Origin of the sequence: Mangrovibacter phragmitis, assembly GCF_001655675.1 — a bacterium.
Lineage (GTDB): Bacteria > Pseudomonadota > Gammaproteobacteria > Enterobacterales > Enterobacteriaceae > Mangrovibacter > Mangrovibacter phragmitis.
The window spans coordinates 145,256-164,339 of the sequence record NZ_LYRP01000033.1; the positions used below are offsets into that span (position 1 = coordinate 145,256).

Annotated in this window: 16 protein-coding genes, 1 other RNA gene and 3 pseudogenes; 12 read left to right on the plus strand and 8 right to left on the minus strand. The window is 49.5% G+C overall.

Annotation, left to right across the window (positions count from 1 at the left end; all coding sequences use genetic code 11):
* Window positions 1-230: 230 nt before the first annotated feature.
* The 3 genes from glnK (at window position 231) to A9B99_RS16255 (ending at window position 3,125) form a co-directional block, all read left to right on the plus strand.
* Window positions 231-569 carry a P-II family nitrogen regulator gene (gene glnK, locus A9B99_RS16245; protein WP_002891893.1) on the plus strand — a complete coding sequence of 113 codons (339 nt, stop codon included), beginning with the start codon at window positions 231-233 and terminating at the stop codon, window positions 567-569.
* A 30-nt stretch (window positions 570-599) separates the two neighbouring features.
* On the plus strand, window positions 600-1,886 hold the full coding sequence (amtB, locus tag A9B99_RS16250) for an ammonium transporter AmtB (protein WP_064599754.1): 1,287 nt from the start codon (window positions 600-602) through the stop codon (window positions 1,884-1,886).
* 657 nt (window positions 1,887-2,543) lie between these two features.
* Entirely contained in the window at window positions 2,544-3,125 is a 582-nt protein-coding gene (locus A9B99_RS16255; protein WP_064599281.1) for a hypothetical protein, read from the plus strand.
* A gap of 92 nt (window positions 3,126-3,217) precedes the next feature.
* Here the strand turns inward: A9B99_RS16255 and tesB are convergent, their stop codons facing one another.
* The gene (gene tesB, locus A9B99_RS16260) at window positions 3,218-4,078 is read right to left on the minus strand and encodes an acyl-CoA thioesterase II (protein ID WP_064599283.1); all 861 of its coding nucleotides are present in this window, start codon (window positions 4,076-4,078) and stop codon (window positions 3,218-3,220) included.
* Window positions 4,079-4,419: 341 nt separating this feature from the next.
* Between tesB and A9B99_RS16265 the strand changes: the two genes are divergently transcribed.
* A complete protein-coding gene (locus tag A9B99_RS16265; protein WP_064599285.1) occupies window positions 4,420-4,986 on the plus strand; it encodes a YbaY family lipoprotein in 567 nt (188 codons plus the stop codon).
* Window positions 4,987-5,182: 196 nt separating this feature from the next.
* Here A9B99_RS16265 and A9B99_RS16270 read toward each other — a convergent pair whose 3' ends face one another.
* Entirely contained in the window at window positions 5,183-5,494 is a 312-nt protein-coding gene (locus A9B99_RS16270) for an MGMT family protein (RefSeq protein WP_064599287.1), read from the minus strand.
* Between the two features lie 169 nt (window positions 5,495-5,663).
* Here A9B99_RS16270 and ffs point away from each other — a divergent pair.
* Window positions 5,664-5,760: signal recognition particle sRNA small type (gene ffs, locus A9B99_RS16275), an RNA gene on the plus strand.
* Between the two features lie 149 nt (window positions 5,761-5,909).
* Here ffs and A9B99_RS16280 read toward each other — a convergent pair.
* Window positions 5,910-6,884: a VirK/YbjX family protein gene (locus A9B99_RS16280; protein WP_156519078.1), complete on the minus strand. Its 975-nt coding sequence runs from the start codon at window positions 6,882-6,884 to the stop codon at window positions 5,910-5,912.
* A gap of 441 nt (window positions 6,885-7,325) precedes the next feature.
* On the opposite strand from A9B99_RS16280, the gene A9B99_RS16285 reads away from it, so the two are divergent.
* Window positions 7,326-7,982 (plus strand): hypothetical protein, encoded by a 657-nt coding sequence (locus A9B99_RS16285; protein WP_064599289.1) that lies wholly within the window; start codon window positions 7,326-7,328, stop codon window positions 7,980-7,982.
* Between the two features lie 379 nt (window positions 7,983-8,361).
* Here the strand turns inward: A9B99_RS16285 and A9B99_RS16290 are convergent.
* The 4 genes and pseudogenes from A9B99_RS16290 to A9B99_RS24525 all read right to left on the minus strand — a co-directional run.
* Window positions 8,362-8,937: pseudogene (locus A9B99_RS16290) on the minus strand (recombinase family protein).
* 383 nt (window positions 8,938-9,320) lie between these two features.
* Complete coding sequence (locus A9B99_RS16295; RefSeq protein ID WP_064599290.1) at window positions 9,321-9,788, minus strand: DUF6392 family protein; 468 nt, start codon at window positions 9,786-9,788, stop codon at window positions 9,321-9,323.
* A complete protein-coding gene (locus tag A9B99_RS24280; protein WP_064599292.1) occupies window positions 9,788-10,105 on the minus strand; it encodes a hypothetical protein in 318 nt (105 codons plus the stop codon). Before A9B99_RS24280 ends, A9B99_RS16295 begins: the two co-directional genes overlap by 1 nt.
* 99 nt (window positions 10,106-10,204) lie before the next feature.
* A pseudogene (locus tag A9B99_RS24525) lies at window positions 10,205-10,630 on the minus strand (S-type pyocin domain-containing protein); the annotation flags it as partial.
* Window positions 10,631-10,748: 118 nt separating this feature from the next.
* Here A9B99_RS24525 and A9B99_RS23370 point away from each other — a divergent pair.
* From A9B99_RS23370 to A9B99_RS16325, 3 genes and pseudogenes are all read left to right on the plus strand, one after another.
* A pseudogene (locus tag A9B99_RS23370) lies at window positions 10,749-11,538 on the plus strand (IS3 family transposase); the annotation flags it as partial.
* Between the two features lie 255 nt (window positions 11,539-11,793).
* Complete coding sequence (locus tag A9B99_RS16320) at window positions 11,794-12,045, plus strand: hypothetical protein (protein WP_064599295.1); 252 nt, start codon at window positions 11,794-11,796, stop codon at window positions 12,043-12,045.
* Entirely contained in the window at window positions 12,045-12,263 is a 219-nt protein-coding gene (locus A9B99_RS16325) for a hypothetical protein (protein ID WP_064599296.1), read from the plus strand. Before A9B99_RS16320 ends, A9B99_RS16325 begins: the two co-directional genes overlap by 1 nt.
* A 304-nt stretch (window positions 12,264-12,567) precedes the next feature.
* Here the strand turns inward: A9B99_RS16325 and yczR are convergent, their stop codons facing one another.
* Complete coding sequence (gene yczR, locus A9B99_RS16330) at window positions 12,568-13,995, minus strand: MocR-like transcription factor YczR (RefSeq protein ID WP_064599298.1); 1,428 nt, start codon at window positions 13,993-13,995, stop codon at window positions 12,568-12,570.
* 88 nt (window positions 13,996-14,083) lie between these two features.
* Here yczR and yczE point away from each other — a divergent pair, with 88 nt between their 5' ends.
* From yczE to A9B99_RS16345, 3 genes are all read left to right on the plus strand, one after another.
* Window positions 14,084-14,731: a membrane protein YczE gene (gene yczE / locus A9B99_RS23645; RefSeq protein ID WP_064599301.1), complete on the plus strand. Its 648-nt coding sequence runs from the start codon at window positions 14,084-14,086 to the stop codon at window positions 14,729-14,731.
* Between the two features lie 34 nt (window positions 14,732-14,765).
* Window positions 14,766-15,839, plus strand: a complete 1,074-nt coding sequence (locus A9B99_RS16340; protein WP_064599304.1) for a LacI family DNA-binding transcriptional regulator — start codon at window positions 14,766-14,768, stop codon at window positions 15,837-15,839.
* A gap of 106 nt (window positions 15,840-15,945) precedes the next feature.
* Window positions 15,946-19,059 (plus strand): beta-galactosidase, encoded by a 3,114-nt coding sequence (locus tag A9B99_RS16345; RefSeq protein ID WP_064599307.1) that lies wholly within the window; start codon window positions 15,946-15,948, stop codon window positions 19,057-19,059.
* Window positions 19,060-19,084: the final 25 nt, after the last annotated feature.

Genomic DNA, 19,084 nt, shown 5'->3' on the forward strand with positions numbered 1-19,084 from the left:
TTAACCCATTGCACTATTGGTGCAGTGTTTTTTATAAAAACGCACCAAAAAGGTGCGTTTTTATTTTTCAGGAATGTTCCTGGCGACAACATTGTTTCCGGTCTTTTCAGTTAACCCGCCTCTCACCTCATTAAGACGCTGAAAGTTGCTGATTTATACTTTTGGCACGTTGATTGCTTAGTAATCCCTGTTCGCTGCGGCACTTACCGATTTCTTACTGGAGGGGATTTATGAAGCTGGTTACCGTGGTAATTAAACCATTCAAACTGGAAGACGTCCGTGAAGCGCTTTCATCTATTGGCATTCAGGGGCTGACAGTGACCGAAGTGAAAGGCTTTGGTCGCCAGAAAGGGCACGCCGAGTTGTACCGCGGAGCAGAATACAGCGTTAACTTTCTCCCAAAAGTGAAAATTGACGTAGCCATTGCTGACGATCAACTCGACGAAGTTATTGATGTAATTAGTAAAGCTGCCTACACAGGCAAAATTGGCGACGGCAAAATTTTCGTTGCTGAATTACAACGTGTCATTCGTATTCGTACGGGCGAAGCCGACGAAGCGGCCCTCTGATTCCTGGCAATGGTGAAAGGGATGGATAAAATGAGTAAATTTGGCATTAAACTTGGCCTCGGGGCGCTGGCATTGTTGCCATCACTTGCAATGGCTGCACCAGCAGTAGTTGATAAAGCCGATAACGCTTTTATGATGATTTGCACCGCACTGGTGCTGTTCATGTCGATTCCTGGGATTGCGTTATTTTACGGTGGACTGATTCGTTCCAAGAACGTGCTGTCCATGCTGACTCAGGTTTCTGTAACTTTCGCGCTGGTGTGCGTGTTGTGGGTGGTCTATGGCTATACCCTGGCATTCAGCACTGGTAACAATTTCTTCGGTAGCTTTGACTGGACCATGCTGAAAGGCATCAAAATTACCGATCTGATGGGTACTTTCTATCAGTACATCCATGTTTCCTTCCAGGGCTCCTTCGCGTGTATCACCGTTGGCCTGATTGTTGGTGCCCTGGCTGAACGTATTCGTTTCTCTGCAGTGCTGATCTTCGTTGTTGTGTGGATGACCCTGTCTTATGTGCCGATTGCGCATATGGTCTGGGGCGGCGGTCTGCTGGCAACCCATGGAGCGCTGGATTTCGCTGGCGGTACAGTGGTGCATATTAACGCAGCAGTTGCTGGCCTGGTGGGTGCCTATATGATGGGCAAACGCGTTGGCTTCGGCAAAGAAGCGTTCAAACCGCATAACCTGCCAATGGTATTTACTGGTACCGCGATTCTGTATGTTGGCTGGTTCGGCTTCAATGCGGGTTCAGCAAGTGCGGCGAATGAAATCGCTGGTCTGGCTTTCCTTAATACCGTTGTTGCAACTGCTGCGGCTATCCTTGCCTGGGTATTTGGTGAGTGGGCGATTCGTGGTAAACCGTCTCTGCTGGGCTCTTGTTCTGGTGCTATCGCGGGTCTGGTTGCGGTAACGCCTGCTTGTGGTTATATCGGTGTTGGTGGTGCGCTTATCGTTGGTATCGCGGCGGGCATTGCTGGCCTGTGGGGGGTTACTGCACTGAAACGCTGGTTGCGTGTTGATGACCCGTGTGATGTGTTCGGCGTTCACGGTGTTTGCGGTATCGTAGGTTGTATCCTGACCGGTATCTTCGCATCCTCTTCACTGGGTGGTGTTGGTTTCGCAGAGGGTGTCACTATGGGCCATCAACTCATGGTTCAACTGGAAAGCGTGCTGATTACCATTGTCTGGTCTGGCGTTGTTGCCTTCATTGGTTACAAAATTGCCGATATGACTGTTGGCCTGCGTGTTCCGGAAGATCAGGAACGTGAAGGTCTGGATGTTAACAGCCACGGTGAAAATGCTTACAACGCATAATCCCGCTGGTTGCTGAGTGCCTGGTGTAATAGCCAGGCATAAAAAAGAGAGACAGTTGTCTCTCCGATTGATGACAAAGTCCTGGTCATAAGGCCAGGACTTTAATCTAATAAGGCCAGTATATTTTTGAACCGCCCGACTCGCTCAGAAAACCTCCTTGCAGTAGTAGCCGTTTGAAATCACCATTCTCGACGAACGTATTTCAGAACCACTTCTGCTGTGGTGCGTAACATCGGTGCCACTTTCTTTGCTTTATCCGTAGTGCAAAGCACCTTTATAACCTTGATTACCGTCCCCCAACATAATGGTTACCAGCATTCTCGGGCAGCAGTGGCGACTTGTGCGCCGCACCATGAAATGGTTATTCATTCTCCGTCAGGGAGTGGCATTTACCTGGAGAAAACTAGGTTTGAACCAGATAGTGTTATCACTCTACTACGGGAAACGGGGTAATTAGACAATTGTAATAGCAGAAAAAACACGCACCTTTGTCCTTGTTTGTGCTTGAGTGGGGCAGGTAAATCCGTTATGTTTCGAAGTTACTCAAGGTCATTGACCTGTGGTGACCAACACCACTTCCAGAAATATTTCTCTGTACGCAGAACCATGTGCCGGGAGGTATATTATCGTTATTATCCAGTCGGTTGCGGTGTTCTGATGTCTCTGATTAAGTTTTTTTCAGGCTCAATCTTTAGTGAGTTGCTGGAGCATGGCCGGGAACTGGAGAAGGCGATTACCAGAAATGATGAGAGCCTGCTCGCCTGTTCAACCCCTGAACTGGAACGGTATTTTGACACACCGCCTGCCTCACTCCCCCGGCAAAATGGCTTTCCCCTGGCAATTGTAATGTTTCTCCTGTTGATGGCGTTTGCTTTCAATGTGCTGGTTTTTTTGAGTAACTTTACCCATTTGACCCCGGCAGAACATGCCCTGAGTTTTTTTGTGCCAGCAATTGTGATGCTGGTAACCTCCCTGGTATGTGTATCGCTTGCCTCAAGGGGGTATGTGGCGGGTATTACATGTTTGAGTTGGTTATTTGTGGTCTTAGTGGTACTAACGGTGGGGCAAGGAGTACGAGGCCTGTTCTGGGGTGGTGGCGGGCAGTGGGCAGTTTGTCTTGCATTCGTGGCATTGTGTGCGGCGCGCTGGATATTCAATTGCCAGGCATTTGTGCTGTTCATCCTGTATTGCCGAACACGGCGCATGGCTACCCTGGTGCGCCAACTACGCCAGCATTAAACAGGTGTTGAACTCAGGGTGATACGGAGATAGCGGCCTGAGTTCATTTTATGCCAGCCCACAAACTCTCATTTGTGGGCTATTCGAACAGGTTAACCCCGCTGGCGCATAACGCCTTCCTGCACTGTTGAAGCCACCAAAACCCCATCCTGCGTATAAAACTCGCCGCGTACAAAACCTCTGGCACTGGATGCTGAAGTGCTTTCCACGCTGTAGAGCAACCACTCGTTAAAGCTGAAAGGGCGGTGGAACCACATAGAGTGATCAATAGTGGCAACCTGCATCCCGTGTTCCAGAAACCCTATTCCGTGCGGCTGTAAAGCTGTGGGCAGAAAGTTAAAGTCAGATGCATAACCCAGTAAGTACTGGTGAATGCGTAAATCGTCCGGCATTGTGCCATTCGCCCGCATCCAGACCTGGCGTTCAGGTTTATCCACATGGCCTTTTAAAGGGTTATGGAACACGACCGGGCGGATCTCCAGCGGTTTATCGCTTAAAAATTTTTCTTTAGCCAGTGGAGGGAGCATATGCTCAAACAGTTTGGCAATATCCGTTTCGGATTTAAGTGACTCCGGTTTCGGGGCTTCTGGCATGGTTTTCTGGTGTTCAAAACCAGGCTCAGGTGCCTGAAATGATGCTGTCATATAAAAGATTGGCTTGCCATTTTGAATGGCGGACACGCGCCTGGCACTAAAGCTGTTGCCATCACGCAGTACTTCGACATCATAAATAATGGCTTTCTTGCTGTCTCCGGGGCGCAGAAAATAGCTGTGAAAGGAGTGCACCAGGCGTTCTGCGGGAACCGTTTCTTTTGCTGCATACAGCGCCTGCCCAACGACCTGGCCGCCAAATACCTGGCGCAGGCCAAGGTCTTCACTTTGCCCACGAAACAGGCCTTCTTCAATTTTTTCAAGATTTAACAGGGCTAACAAATTATTTAACGCCTGACTCATAGTACACCCTCTGGCTGCGGAGTTTTTAGTCGGTGTGTGTAGTGACCATATGGCCTGATGCGCGGTTTTGCGACACAACCAGCGTACCGGTACTTCCTTCCTCAATGCAGACAAACACGCATAAAAGCGGAAGGCCGGCACACCCGGACGCAATACGACACATCCTGTTAAGTATAACCTGGATTTTTAACTGGTCCGATGGGTTCAATTATCTGAATTTACAGTCTTTTACCAGCAAAAAATCAGGTAATATGCCAGACTTACCCTGATAAGCAATAAACCAACCCCCCACCACAACGATATCGACTGTATCGGCAGGTGGCAGGAGAAGGAGAAAAACGATGAAACTGACACCCGTAATTTGCGGTCTGGCTGCTGCTTTTGTCCTGGCTGGCTGTGCACAACAATTTCGCAATACTTATGAAGTCCCGAACCCGAACTTTGCCTATTCTCGCCTCGCTTCACAGGCTGATATGCAGAAACCTCATCTGTCCGGTAATATTGTTATTAACCAGCGTTTGGCATTGCCACAAAATGCGGTACTGACAGTAACCTTGTCTGATGCTTCACGCGCGGATTCACCTGCGAGAGTCTTATCGCAGAAAGTGGTTAACCTTGAAGGCCACCAGGCACCCTTTAGCTATGTGCTGCCTTACGACCTGGCCGACATCCGCCAGAATGCCCGGATTTTGTTAAGTGCTGCGATTACCGTGGACGGCAAGCTGATCTTTATGTCTGATTCCTTTAAACCGGTAATCACTAATGGTGTGAACAGTACTGACCTGCGTCTGATTCCGTTGCAAAATACCGCGGTTGCAGTACAACCGGGAAAAGTAACTGAAGCGGAGCCTGTACCTACGCATTTCTTGCCGCAACAGCAGCAATCACAAATGCAAACCGGTAATTGATTTTGTTTAATCACCCGATGCCATTTTTGTGAGTCTGTAACAAACCTCATGTTTGCGCAGAACGAGAAGAGGTCACCTAATAAAAAGCCTGGAAAATCAATTCATTGATTTTCGCCCGCTAACTAAAAAGAAGGGAAAACCACGCTTTTCCCTTCTTTTTCATTAATCTGACAGCGCCTCTGGGCGCTGTTTTCTTTTATTCAGGCCAACGGTAGCGTGGCAGGTCGATTTTCCCATTCCCGGATACCTGCACACCTTCTGCCAGTAATGCCTGGCGCTGGCGGCTGAGGTCTGAGCCGGTCAGTGAGATTTGGCCTGTGCGGTTCACAACCCTGTGCCATGGCAGGCGTGAGCCTTCTGGTAGCCGTTTGAGCACGCCACCTACCTGACGAGCCGCGCGCGGTGAACCAGCCATACGAGCCACATCACCATAAGTGGTTATTCTGCCGGAGGGAATCGCCGCAATTATCTGGTACACCCGCTGCGCGAAATTGTCTGTTGAGGCCATATGTTACTCCTTTGCTCCATCCACATGACTATACCCGGTGGCAGATAAGGAAGAAACAAAGTCAACTGTGCAATAAACCGGCATCCAGACCCTGTTGACTTGCAATTACCAGGATCAACAGAGATAATGCGCCCCGCGCGTTGGAATACAACGCTCTCAATGGGGGCTCTGTTGGTTCTCCCGCAACACTAACTTGTGAACTCGGTCAGGTCCGGAAGGAAGCAGCCGCAGCAGGCGACGTGTGTGCCGGGATGTAGCTGGCAGGGCCCCCACCCATTTGTGCGTTCTGCACGCTCTGGTTTTCCCCTTGTTTTGGTAATAAAAGGCATGCAGGCTGAGATGTATTGCTTCGCTCAACCTGCGGATACTGAATGACGTTATTTGGGGGGAGTACCTTTGGCTGTGTGCCGGGAAATTATGAACTGCTTTGCGGGCCATCAGCGATTAGTGTCAGTATTTTTTGCTCGATCTCATCCTGCAACAGGTAACGGCGGCGGTATTCCGCGCGTTTCTTGCTGGCGATATCATCAAGGCTTTTCCGCGGAAGGCATGCCGGAAGCTGCCACTGATACCGGCCGGCTTTGGTACCGCTAACGGATTCCCAGAATTCGTCATAACTTGCATGAAGATGGCGTGCCTTACTGAAACGGTAACGCCATCCGCGGAATACATGCCCTGCATCACTCACGCCATAGATCTTTTCTGGATGCCACTGGTTGCATAATTGCCAGATAACTTCCAACAAAATACGCTTGGGAAACAGGCCATGGCAGGCTTTGGTGGCCTGTTTAATGGTGTCATTGGTAATCTGGCGGCGTGGCCCCTGTACACCGCCAATAAACAGTACCGGGCATTGTGCAGAGCCTGTGATTGAGAACGTCAAACTTGCCAGTAAATCGTTGCCCATAAACAACCACAGCGTGCTTTCACCTTCGCGTTCTGCATTACGGGCGGTAGAAGCTTTGAGTGAGAATAACTCTTCGTTACGTCCGGTAAAACTGAATAGCAGAGTTGGTTCGCTGGCTGTCAGTGCCTCGAAAAGTGTTGGGCTGGTGTGTTGATGTAAAAAATGGTAGTGAGCCACAACAGCATGAGCTCGCTGTGAAGCAGTCAGACCCAGGCGCAAATAATGGCGGTGCGGTTTGCTGGGCAGCGTGACCTGCGCTTGTAATAACGCCGGGAATTCAGGTAATTGCGCTAAAGCTGTCAGCATGCTGTTGGTCGGTTTCCAGTACCACAGCGAACGTAGTAAAAATTTCAACCGGTAGTGTTTGTTTTGCCAGATAGCCGCAGGTGGCACAATCAGCCCCCGGGCTATAGCAAAGACCAGTGACCCGTGGCTAATGCCTTGCTCATTAGCAGTGTGTAACGGTGTTTCATTCAAAGACATAAATGCCCCAGCAGCTAAAAAAATAAATCAAATAAGAATTGTCTGTGCAGTGTAATAGAGTGAACTTCAACGAAAGCTCATCTGGATGAATAAAGTTAATAGTTGGTAAAGTTTGGGTAGATAGTTATGGTGGAAAAGGTCTTATTTTGTTCTTCATGTGGTGAAATATTTCAAAAGTAAGAATTGGTCATATTACTGATTGATAAAATGAGACATTACGACTTCATTTCCAGGCATTTTCTTTGGTAGCTTTGACAGCACTTTTTCTGCCTGCAGGCTTTGTGTTTAAATTGCCATTGTGCGGGCTTTGTTCGTCTCATCCATGAGACATCTCTTTGCCGGGGGCGGGTTACAGCGCTTATACCAGCAATGAGAATACTGTTCTGGCTGTGTCAGTAGTCTGTAATCCAGGCTGGCCCGGATGTTTTTTGGGAAAAAACAATGAAAATAATACAAACACTGTATGTCATTGCTGCAATTGGCTTAACGGGTTGTGTGGCAAAACCACCCGCTGTTCCTGCTCTTAGCGCAAACACTGTGTCGGCAACGCAGTCGGGGATTATTGATGGAAGCACTTCATTAACCAGGCTGATTCAACAGTACGGTGTGCCGTCACGCACACTCTGGTCGCCACAAGGTAAACAAATAGCAGTCTGGATGCAGAACTGGACAGGGCCTCAGGGGCAACAAGCTGCACAGACAACGCAACTGACAGCATTAATTAATGGTGAAGTTGTCGAGAGACATTGGGTGCATCGCTACCCTGCGGGTATGCAGAACAGCTTTTTGAGCCCAGACAGCAAGTTACACTTGAATAAAATCATCACCAAAGGGGTTTCCACTGAAACGGGGATTATTGCCCGATTAGGGGAGCCTCGTAACTATTTGTTTGATGATGATGGTAATAAAATCATGATGTATGTCTGGCGAGAACCCCATCAGGTAATGCAGGGCGGAGCAATGCATCCCCGAAAGATGAATGTGCTACTGATTTGTCTTGATAGCCGCAATGTAGTGAAGTTCTTCAACATTGAACAGCTTGAAGGTAGTGACGGTATTCAAAGTGATCCTGGATCTGCCTTTAGCCTGGATACCTGAACATAGCGCTGCCTCTGGTTGTTCACACCTGGTGGAGTACTTCCGCCGGGTGTGGGCATGTTACCTGTATAGTCCGCCAGGCTGGTTGAATAACAAGTAGTGAGCAGGCGTAATGCAGTGGCTATTCTTCTGTTTGCGTTTTTACTGATTGTTTTCCCATTGCCTGTTAAGCCGAAATAACACGCTTTAATGGCAATCACTGTGGTGAATGACAGTTAATTACTGTAGTAATAAAACGCAAAAAATAAATTGTAACACATTGATTAATAATAAAATAAAGAAGAGGCTATAAAGCCTCGTATAAAGTAACGTTTGGATATCGAAAGGATTCGAGAAACAATACCCTATGCAATCCTTTCCTTTGCTCTCTTCCGCTATATCAGTCCTCAATACTACCAGTACTGGCAAGCATCTCTTTCTTTATGCGAAACACGGTAGCTCGACCGCAATCGCACAGTTTTGCGATCTCGTCCGGTGTGTTCTTCCCTGCTTGAAGCATTTCAATGATTTTACTGTGCAATTCTTTGTTCTTTTGCTTGCCTTTGTACTTACGAGCTTCTTTAGCAAGGGTAATCCCTTCGTTGCGGCGTGATGCGATCATTCTTCGCTCGAATTCGGCGACTGCCCCCATCATGGTTAGGATCAGGCGTGATTGTGGGGAGTTATCAAAACTCATGAGTTAGCAAGGAACTGAACAGTGATCCCACGTTCAACGAGGCTATCAATCATTTCCAGTAAATCGCGAGTATTACGTGCAAGGCGGTCGATTGTATGAGTAATAAGAGTATCACCTTCGCGGAGGTGTGAAAGGCGGTTCAACAGTTCAAGTCTTTCGCTGGTGGACTTCCCTGATTCTCTCTCTGTAACGATTTTGTCACATACAGATTTCCAGTACTGCCAACTGACGCTCAAGATTCTGATCCTTTGTTGAGACTCTCGCATAACCAAAAATCATTTTCCTGTCCTCACCGCTGATTAGTATCATTTAAACCCGTACAACATATAAATGATACTTAACGAGACGAGAAAAACGAGTATCGTTAGGGAGTACCCAAAAGAGATTTTTGACCGTGCGTTTTTAGGCAATGTAGGGTTAGTGAAAAGTTCAGTACTGAGATCTGAATACACGGCATTTGGTCGGCGGGGTTGGACCTGATCAGACGAACAGGATTTTAAATCGTGCAGAAAAATACTGACTGTACTTTTTTCTGAGTAAAAGATTACTTAAGATTTTTTGTCAAAAAATGGATGGGCTGGGTTTTGATTGTTTTGTGATGTAAGGACCAGTACTTTTAGCGAGGACGAAAAAGCGGCCTAGTCTAGACCGCCTGCGATTGATCACCAACGAACTTCAGAAGTTGTGATGAATGCAACTTCTTTTACTCGTTCCTGCAAATCATAGTCGATCTGCATACTGATCGGAATGTGGAAATCCATAACAGTAAAAAGATCTGTGTAACCAACATCTTTGCGTAAACGCTTCCTTGGCGGCAGAAATTTATCAGGGGAACCAAACTGAGCATGAACCCACGGACGTACCATTTCGGCCTCTAAAGGTGATGGAAGCTCATTAGGGAAACGATAATTAGCTTTCTTGGGATTTTGCAAAAAAAGCTCTATAGAATAAAGAGTTACACCATCCCGCTTGAACGCAAGATAAATGCCTTCATTCATCATACTTAAAGTAAGAACGGGATCACCCGGATAGCCCGTAGGTTTAGTCTTATAAGGAATAAGTCCTGCATCAAAAATATCCTGATACGGTTTCCCTAAGCTATTGATTAATTTTTCAACATTTACGGTCATTAATATAACCCTTGTTCATGATTCAGTTGGTGCATCTTAGCTTTGGCTTCATCGATCTGACCATCAGTTAAGCCACGTTCTTTTAGAGCAGGTCTAATTGTTTCAATATCTCGTTCTAATGCTGCCCTTAAGTTTTTTGAATCCTGCTGGAGTTGTACTGGATTGTTCCTACCACCATAGGTAGCACTTAACTTCTGGTGGATTTCGGAGGGAATAATGATTGCTGCTACATCCTTCGCCATACTGTCAATTTCAGCAGGTTTTGCATCAGGATATTCACGTCGCAAGAATGCTCTCACTGCTGCTGCCGATGGCATGTGATCTGCGTGAGTACCATTTCGCGGCCTACCTGTAAAGTTGCTGTATAGATCAACTTCCAGCAGTTCTACCGGAGGTTTACTGAGATAGATGTAGATCGGCGGGTGGATGTTCCCCGGAAACACCAGAATGTAATCCCGAAAGTCCTTCTCTTCCGGTACTGGCGTTGTGGTGATAGTTACGCCCTGAATATCAGGATGTTCAAGCCCCGGAATCGTTACAGTACCCGCCTGCGGGCTGTTATTGCCTGTATTCCAGCTACTTTGCGATCCCGGCGTACTCGCTGGTGTCCATGTGATCAGCGGCTTATCGCTTCTCTCGTCGCCCTAAAATTCATAGCTACCATCCCTTTGTTTTTCCAGCATACGAACACGAACCTGATCACGCCCGCTTTCAGTACTGGTATGATAGCCGACAGCTTTTAATCGCCCAGTTTCATCGTCAGTAATCCAGTTATAGCGTACTCGGGTTGGTACGGTCCCTTTGCTGTAAGCGACTTGCAGTAATTTTTCAGGTGTTAGCAGATCGCTCCTTGTACCGACTTGCTATCACAGGGGAACACCCTTGATTATTCCATATAAATCATATTGATATCGCAGGCATAATATCCAAAAAGTGACTTAACTTAAATCAATTTGGCTGAAAAATACACATTCATCTTCCGAACGTGAACAGGAAATGTCCGTCGAAATTGCCCGCCTTAAGCGACAACTGGCTGAAGGGGATGAAGAGCTGGTCATTCTCCAAAAGGCCGCGACATACTTCGCGAAGCGCCTGAAATGAAGTATGTCTTCATCAAAAAGCATCAGGCTGAATTCAGCGTCAAAGCCATGTGCCAGGTGCTTCGGGTTGCCCGAAGCGGCTGGTATGCCTGGCTCAAACGTCGCTATCAGCCCGGTCAGTTACCGTGAGCACGGCCTGCCGGTGTCAGAAAACCTGCTGAAACAGAATTTTTATGCCAGTGGTCCGAACCAGAAGTGGTCCGGAGACATCACGAACCTTCGCACGGATGAAGGCTGACTGTATCTGGCGGTGGTGACTGACCTCTGGTCTCGTGCCGTTATTGGCTGGTCGATGTCCTCACGAATGGCGGCGAAACTGACCTGCGATGCGTTACAGATGGCGCTCTGGCGGCGTAAATGTCCGGAAAATATCATCGTCCACACGGATCGTGGCGGGCAGTATTGCTCAGCAGATTATCAGGCGCTACTGAAGCGATATAACCTGCGCGGTAGCATGAGTGCAAAGGGCTGCTGTTACGATAACGCCTGTGCGGAAAGCTTCTTCCTGTCACTGAAAGTCGAATGCATCCATGGTGAACGCTTTATCAGTCGGGAAATAATGCGGACGACGGTATTTAATTATATCGGGTGTGATTACGATCGGTGGTGGCCTCAGCCCGGAACAGTTTGAAAACCAGAACCTCGCTTAGGGCTGTGTCCACATTACGTGGGTAGGATCACAATACACCGTTTTTTCATTCCATTTCCCGAAAAACAACAACAGTAAAAATAAGTATATCAATGTAACAATGAAATTTATTGCTACAGAGTGAGTTTCAGATCACATTTATTTTCCTGTCTGTATTGACAGTCATTTTTCCGCAACAGAATAGTGATGGATTTTTCCTGGTAATTCGTGTAATAAGAATAATATTATTGCGCTATATAAACTCAAAGGAAAGCATATGGAAACCGCAGTGCTAAATGTAAAAATTAGCAGTGAGCTTAAAGAACAAGTGCGTAGTTATGCTGAACTGCATGGGGAAACATTGGGTGCGGTAACAGAAGAGTTTTTGAGAATAGCTTTTGCAAGCCTTGATGCTGGGGTTAAGGAAGATGACATTGATAACCAGCACACAGAAGAGGAAGAAGGGGTTCAACCATTAAACGCTAAAGAAATCAAAGCATTGAGGAAACTTCTTAAGAAGAGGAAATAATGGCTGACGATAATGTGAGTGTGGCTCACAGTTACAATGAAGCATGTGAATTATTGCGCTCCGGGTTTGTTAAGCATGTTCGCCTTGGCTGGAATGTGGGGAGTGATGAGTTTTTTCGCATAGCTTCAGACTGGTGTGATGCCGGTGCAAAAATAAAGCGCAGAGATAATGGGTTTGTTATTTCTGTAAAAGGTTTTCCGGTTCCGCGGCAACATTGATTTTGCCACTTTTTTCATGTTATACGGCAATATCAGATCTATTGATTGTAACTGTATGGCATGAATATTTACCGTGGTTTAATGCCGATTGTCATATTAATGACATGAAAATGAAATTTATATGAAATAATAGTGTCATAAAAATATCATTTTTGTGCAACCGGAATTACCTTGAGTGTTCATAACGACTTGTTAAGGTGGCATTGCCTCAAAGGTAATGTGCATCATGGATGATATTCAAAACGGCGAGCTTTCTGGCTCGCCGTTCTCTTTTTGGTGCGACCGGGTGTCTGGCGAGCATGTGTTAAATCATCGTATTGCTTACGGGTGAGCGAACCAGAGCAAGTTGTTGCCACACCGGAACCAGGCGCATCAGTGCTATCTCCATTCTGGCCGTTTCCAGCGTGAAAGGCAGGCGTAAGAAACGTTCAAAAGCGCCATCTATACCGAACCGCGGGCCGGGTCCCAGGTGAATGCCAATATTCTCTGCACTGGCTGCAAACCGTGTTGCAACTGGGGAAGGCAGTGTGACCCAGAATGATAAGCCTCCAACTGGGGAGGTTGTTTGCCAGTTTGGAAAGTATGACTGTATCAATGCCAGACACTGGTTGCGCTGTACCCGCAGTTGTTGGCGTTTTTCCTGTAAAATTGCCTCTTCCTCTTCTATCAAAATAGCCGCAGCGAGTTGCTCAAGCAGCGGAGAACCCAAATCGAGGGTGTTACGTTGTTGGACCAGACGGGCTATCACCCCAGGGGAAGTTCGTATCCATCCCAGACGTAAACCTCCCCAAAAGCTTTTGCCGCAAGAACCCAGAGTAATTATGTTTTCCGCATCGCCAAAACAGGCCAGAGGTGGTGGTGGAGGGGCGTCATACCATAATTCAGCCATGGTTTCGTCAACCACCAACGGGGTGTGGCTGCGTTGTGCAATAGCCGCGATGTTCTGACGCTCTGCAAGGCTCATACAGCGCCCGGTTGGGTTATGAAAATCCGGGATAAGGTAGGCAAGGCGGGGAGATGTTTGAGCCAGTGTGGCGGCAAAACCATCATAGTCCCAGCCTTCATTCGCCGGCAGGGTGACGCCTACCGGGCGGCAGGAAGCACCCCGGATGGCGTCCAGCGCCATAGGGTAAGTGGGATGGTCAACCAACACTCTGTCCCCGGGCCCGGTGAACAGGCGTAACAAGAGCGCCAGCCCGCTGACCGCACCATTGACCGCCATGACCTGGTCTGGTGTGGTAGCCAGACCTCGCTGGCAGTAATGACGTGCAATTGCCTTTCTCAGGCGCGGCAGACCCCGTGAATCATAACCAGTGGAACCCAGGTGTTCTGTCAGCCCGGTAATGGCGCGCTGGTAAGCCCGGTGGATTGCCGGGCTGGCAGGAAGGGCGGCGGTAGCCAGATCCAGTGTATCGCCGGGAACCGTAGAGGCCTGCTGGATTACCTGTGTATCAGGCAGGCGAGTAACTGAACCCGATCCCTGGCGGCTTTGCAGGTAACCCTCTTCACGCAACTGATTTAGTGCATTAGCCACGGTTGTGCGGCTCAGTGCCAGTGAATCTGCCAGTTCTCGTTCTCCGGGTAACCGGCTGTTTAAAGGCAACCGGCCATCAAGTATCAGTAAGCGCAGTCCTTCAGCCAGTTGCCGATAAACGGGAATACGCGTGTCCGGATGATGCCACTGGCCCAGTATTTTCAATAACGAAGCACTGCGTAGTTGTCGTTGAGTCATAGCAGTCCACTTTTTATAAACTGGACCTTATTATTAAGTCCATTATTGAGCAGAGTATAAACATGTCTGCAAAGAACAGGAAAGTATTATGTTGCGCCGCTTAGTTCAGTTGTACACAGGTCTGGTGTTTTATGGCATCTCAATTGCGGTGTTTTACCGCGCCAACCTGGGGCTTGATCCGTGGGATGTGTTTCATATGGGGCTTGCCCAACTGACCGGGCTGAAGCTCGGGCAAACCGTCATTTTGGTGGGGGCGTTGGTTTTATTGTTGTGGTGGCCAATGCGCCAGAAGCCTGGTCTGGGAACTATCAGCAATGTGGTTGTGCTGGGGCTGGTGGCTGATGCAGTACTGGCTGTTTTCCCGCCAGTCACAGATTTATGGGTACGCAGCCTGTGTTTGGTTGCTGCGATAGTGCTGAATGCACTGGCCACCAGTTTATATATTGGCGCCGGGTTTGGCGCTGGCCCTCGTGATGGGCTGATGACCGGGATGCATAACAGAATGGGTTGGCCGATACGGCGTATCAGAACAGCTATTGAACTGACAGTGCTGCTTGTTGGTTTTTTGATGGGGGGAAGTCTGGGGATTGGCACGGTGTTGTATGCAGTGAGTATTGGGCCACTTATTCAACTGACACTTCCCTGGTTCGCCACACGCCGCCACGAGAAGCACATGGCTGAAAGTAGCCAGAAATCACAAGGCAATACACTTTCTGATCTGAAAAGCCCACTCTGAGGTAGTATAGCGCTTTTACTCTCAGGGGCCGGTTATGAGCAATAAAACGATAACCTTATATGATGTCGCAGCACGCGCGGGCGTGTCTTATCAGACAGTTTCTCGTGTTATTAACGGGGCGGCAAATGTATCGGTTCGTACCCGGCAGAATGTCGAACAGGCAATGCAGGCGCTCCATTATGTGCCAGATCCGGCAGCCCGACAGCTCGCAGGGAAAAGGCGGCGTATATGGGGGTTGATAACCACAGACTTGTCCCTGCATGCGCCTTCGCAAATTGCGGCGGCGATTAAGTCCCAGGCGTCACAGGTTGGCGTGGATGTTTCCATCGCTATGCTGGAGGAGTTAAATGAACAGGCGTGTTGCCGTGCACTGGATACCCTACTGGCTCAGCGAGTGGAAGCTGTAGCAATTAATTTACCTCTGTCCACCAGTCAGGCATCAGCGCTGGTGGAGCGTTATACGCATGCCCCGATACTCTTTTTGGATGTTCCCGCCAGCGCTCAGGTACCCAGCGTCACTTTTGACGCCGCACAGGGAGCGGCGCTGGGTGCGAAACATCTTTTGTCACTGTCATTAAACCGCATAGCGTTGCTTCATGGCCCATTATCTTCTGTCAGTGCTGAACAACGCCGGGCCGGCTGGATGAATACACTGGCACAGGCAGGTTTACAACCTGTCGCACAAGGTGAGGGCGACTGGAGTGCTTACAGCGGTTATCTGCAGGCTCAGGCATTACTCCGTTACCAACCGCAGGGCATTTTGGTTGCTAATGATCAAATGGCTTTGGGTGTGTTGCGCGCTTGTGCTGAGCGCGGTATCTCCGTGCCGGGTGAGATAAGTGTGGTTGGTTTTGACGATACAGCAGACAGCGCATGGTTTACCCCGCCTTTAACCACCATCCGCCAGGATTTTCGCCAGTTAGGTGAGTCCTGTGTGTTCTGGCTAAACAGTGTGGCGGGGAAAAAAACGCCTGCATCACAATGCCTGCCAGTTACGCTGGTGACGCGTGAATCGACTGGTGAGGCAGGCAAGGGCAGACCTCAGCCAGAGGTATTAGCACAGCAGTTACATATGCTGGCGAAGCAGGTTGCGAAATTGTCTTCGTAAACGGGATGTGATCCGCTTCGCTTATTCTATTTCCTGGTATTTACGGCGTGCTCATATTCATTCAAATTATTGTGAATGTGAGCGCTTCGCAATTTATGAGGGAACTATGTCTGCCACGCCTTGTTCTGAACCTTCTTCTGCTTTGTCTGCCCTGGTTGCACGCCGTGACTGGGAGAACCCATCAGTGACTCACTGGCATCGTCTGGCGAGCCATGCTCCACTTGCGGGCTGGCCCGATGAAGTGAGCGCTGTGCATAAAAAACCGGGTAATGGACGGTTAAGCCTGAATGGGGCATGGCAATTCACCTGGTTTCCCCGCCCTGAAGCGGTGCCTGCAGAATGGGTTACCCGGCCACTGGAATCAGCTATAGAGGCGGTGGTCCCGGGAAACTGGCAGTTGCTACCGGGGTTTGATGTGCCGGTGTACACCAATGTGAATTACCCTATTGCTACAACCCCGCCGCAGGTACCCGTGGATAACCCTACCGGGTGCTATTCGCGCGTGTTTACTGTGGAGCAGAACTGGCTTGATAGCGGGCAAACACGCATTATTTTTGATGGCGTGAATTCTGCATTTTACCTGTGGTGCAACGGTCACTGGGTGGGGTACAGCCAGGACAGCCGCCTGCCTGCTGAATTTGACCTGACGCCCTGGTTGCAACCCGGTGAAAACCACCTTGCTGTAATGGTACTGCGCTGGTGCGATGGTACCTGGCTTGAAGACCAGGATATGTGGCGCATGAGCGGGATTTTCCGTGATGTTACGCTGCTGCATAAGCCCGATACGCATATTGCGGATTATCACCACCAAATTACCTTCAACAGTGACTATTCCCGTGCTGAATTAATGCTGAATGTGAGTGTGGACGGCGATCATCCGCAACAGTACCAGATTGAGGCCAGCCTGTGGCGGCATGGGGTGTGTATCACCCGGGGAACACAACCGGTGGGCGGACCCGTGATTGATGAACGTGGTCATTACCCTGAACAGGCCCGGCTTACTTTATCCGTTTCCTCACCCGCGCTTTGGAGTGCGGAAACGCCACATTTGTACCGCCTGGCAATGACATTGCTGGATAGCGCAGGCAACTGTATTGATGCCGAAGCCTGCGAGGTAGGATTTCGCGAAGTAACCATTGCTGGCGGGTTGTTGAAGTTAAATGGCAGGCCACTGCTCATTCGCGGTGTGAACCGCCATGAGCACCACCCGGAGCACGGCCAGGTGATGGACGAGGCCACCATGCGCCAGGATATTGTATTGATGAAACAACACAATATTAATGCGGTACGTTGTTCGCACTACCCCAACCACCCGCTCTGGTATCAGTTATGCGATGAATATGGCTTGTATGTTGTGGATGAAGCCAATATTGAAACTCATGGCATGCAGCCCATGTCACGCCTTGCACAAGACCCGCGCTGGTTTGCGGCAATGAGTGAGCGGGTTACCCGCATGGTTCAGCGGGATCGTAACCATCCATGCATAATTATTTGGTCCTTAGGCAATGAATCCGGTCATGGCGCGGCTCATGACGCGTTATGGCGCTGGGTGAAAAGTACTGACCCCAGCCGCCCGGTGCAATATGAAGGTGGCGGTGCCAATACCGCGGCCACTGATATTATTTGCCCGATGTACGCCCGTGTAGATGAAGATCAGCCTTTTGAACAGGTCCCCAAATGGTCGATTAAAAAATGGGTGGGGATGCCAGACGAACATCGCCCGTTGATATTATGCGAATACGCGCATGGGATGGGAAATAGCCTGGGCGGGTTCTACCGTTACTGGCAGGCTTTCCGCCAGTATCCACGCCTGCAAGGGGGCTTTATCTGGGACTGGGTAGACCAGGCGCTGACAAAATATACGCCAGAGGGCAAACCATGGTGGGCTTACGGTGGGGACTTCGGCGATAAACCCAATGACCGCCAGTTTTGCCTGAATGGACTGGTGTTTCCGGACCGCACTCCACACCCGGCATTATATGAAGTACAACGCGCTCAGCAGTTTTTCCAGTTTCACTGGGATGCCAGCCAGCCTCAGCAATTGCAGGTTACCAGCGAATATCTGTTCCGTACCACAGATAACGAATGCCTGTGCTGGGCGCTGACACAAGCCGGTGAAGTGTTGCTTGACGGGCGGGAGTCACTGGTACTGGCTCCTGAGTCCAGTCGGTGTCTGGTTATCCCGCCATTCCCTGAACGTCAGGGCTGTGAGCCGCGCTGGTTTACGGTCTGGGTTGAATATTTAGCCGATACTGAGTGGGCTCAGGCCGGGCAGCGCTGTGCCTGGGCGCAGTGGCCGGTGGCCGATTCACTCCCGTTACCCGCGTCAGCGCTATCCGCGCCTCAACTTCCGCGCCCACAACTGTTGGAAGATAACGAGGTGTACCAGGTTACATCCGGGAATAACCGCTGGGTGTTTGACCGCAAACTGGGCACGCTGGTGCAGTGTTTTACCGGCGAGACAGCACACCTGCTCGGCCCTCTTGAAGATCAGTTTGTGCGTGCGCCACTGGATAACGACATTGGCACCAGTGAAGCCGCACGGGTTGACCCGAATGCCTGGGTAGAGCGCTGGAAAGCTGCAGGGTTTTATGATTTACAGGCGCAGGTTTTACAGTGTGAAGCTCATGAATCAACAGAAGGGGTAGTCATCAAAACACGGCATGCCTGGTTACATCAACAACACTGTTGCTTTATCAGTGAAAAACGCTGGCAGATAGACGGCAACGGGCAATTGCAGCTTGATGTCCGGGTTGAGGTGGCGGCAGATATTCCACCGCCGCCGCGTATTGGCCTGGTGTGCCACCTGGCGGGCCTGGCGCCTGTAGTCAGTTGGGACGGGCTTGGTCCACATGAAAACTACCCGGACAGAAAACTGGCTGCCTGCCAGGGGCGCTGGACATTACCACTGCCAGAACTGCATACCCCTTATATTTTCCCCAGTGAAAACGGCCTGCGTTGTGACACCCGCTCGCTACGTTACGCTGGCCACCAGTGGCAGGGCCTGTTCCACTTCGGGATTGGCCGTTACAGCCTGCAACAACTGCGTGCAACCAGCCATGTGCATTTACTGGCAGAAGAGCCGGGTGTATGGCTGAATCTGGATGCGTTTCATATGGGGATTGGTGGTGATGATTCCTGGAGCCCGAGTGTGCACCAGGATGACATCCTCGCCACATCAACCCTGCGTTACCAGCTCAGTTGGTCTCTGCCTGGGTAATACCTCAGGAAGTATGAGAACAGTC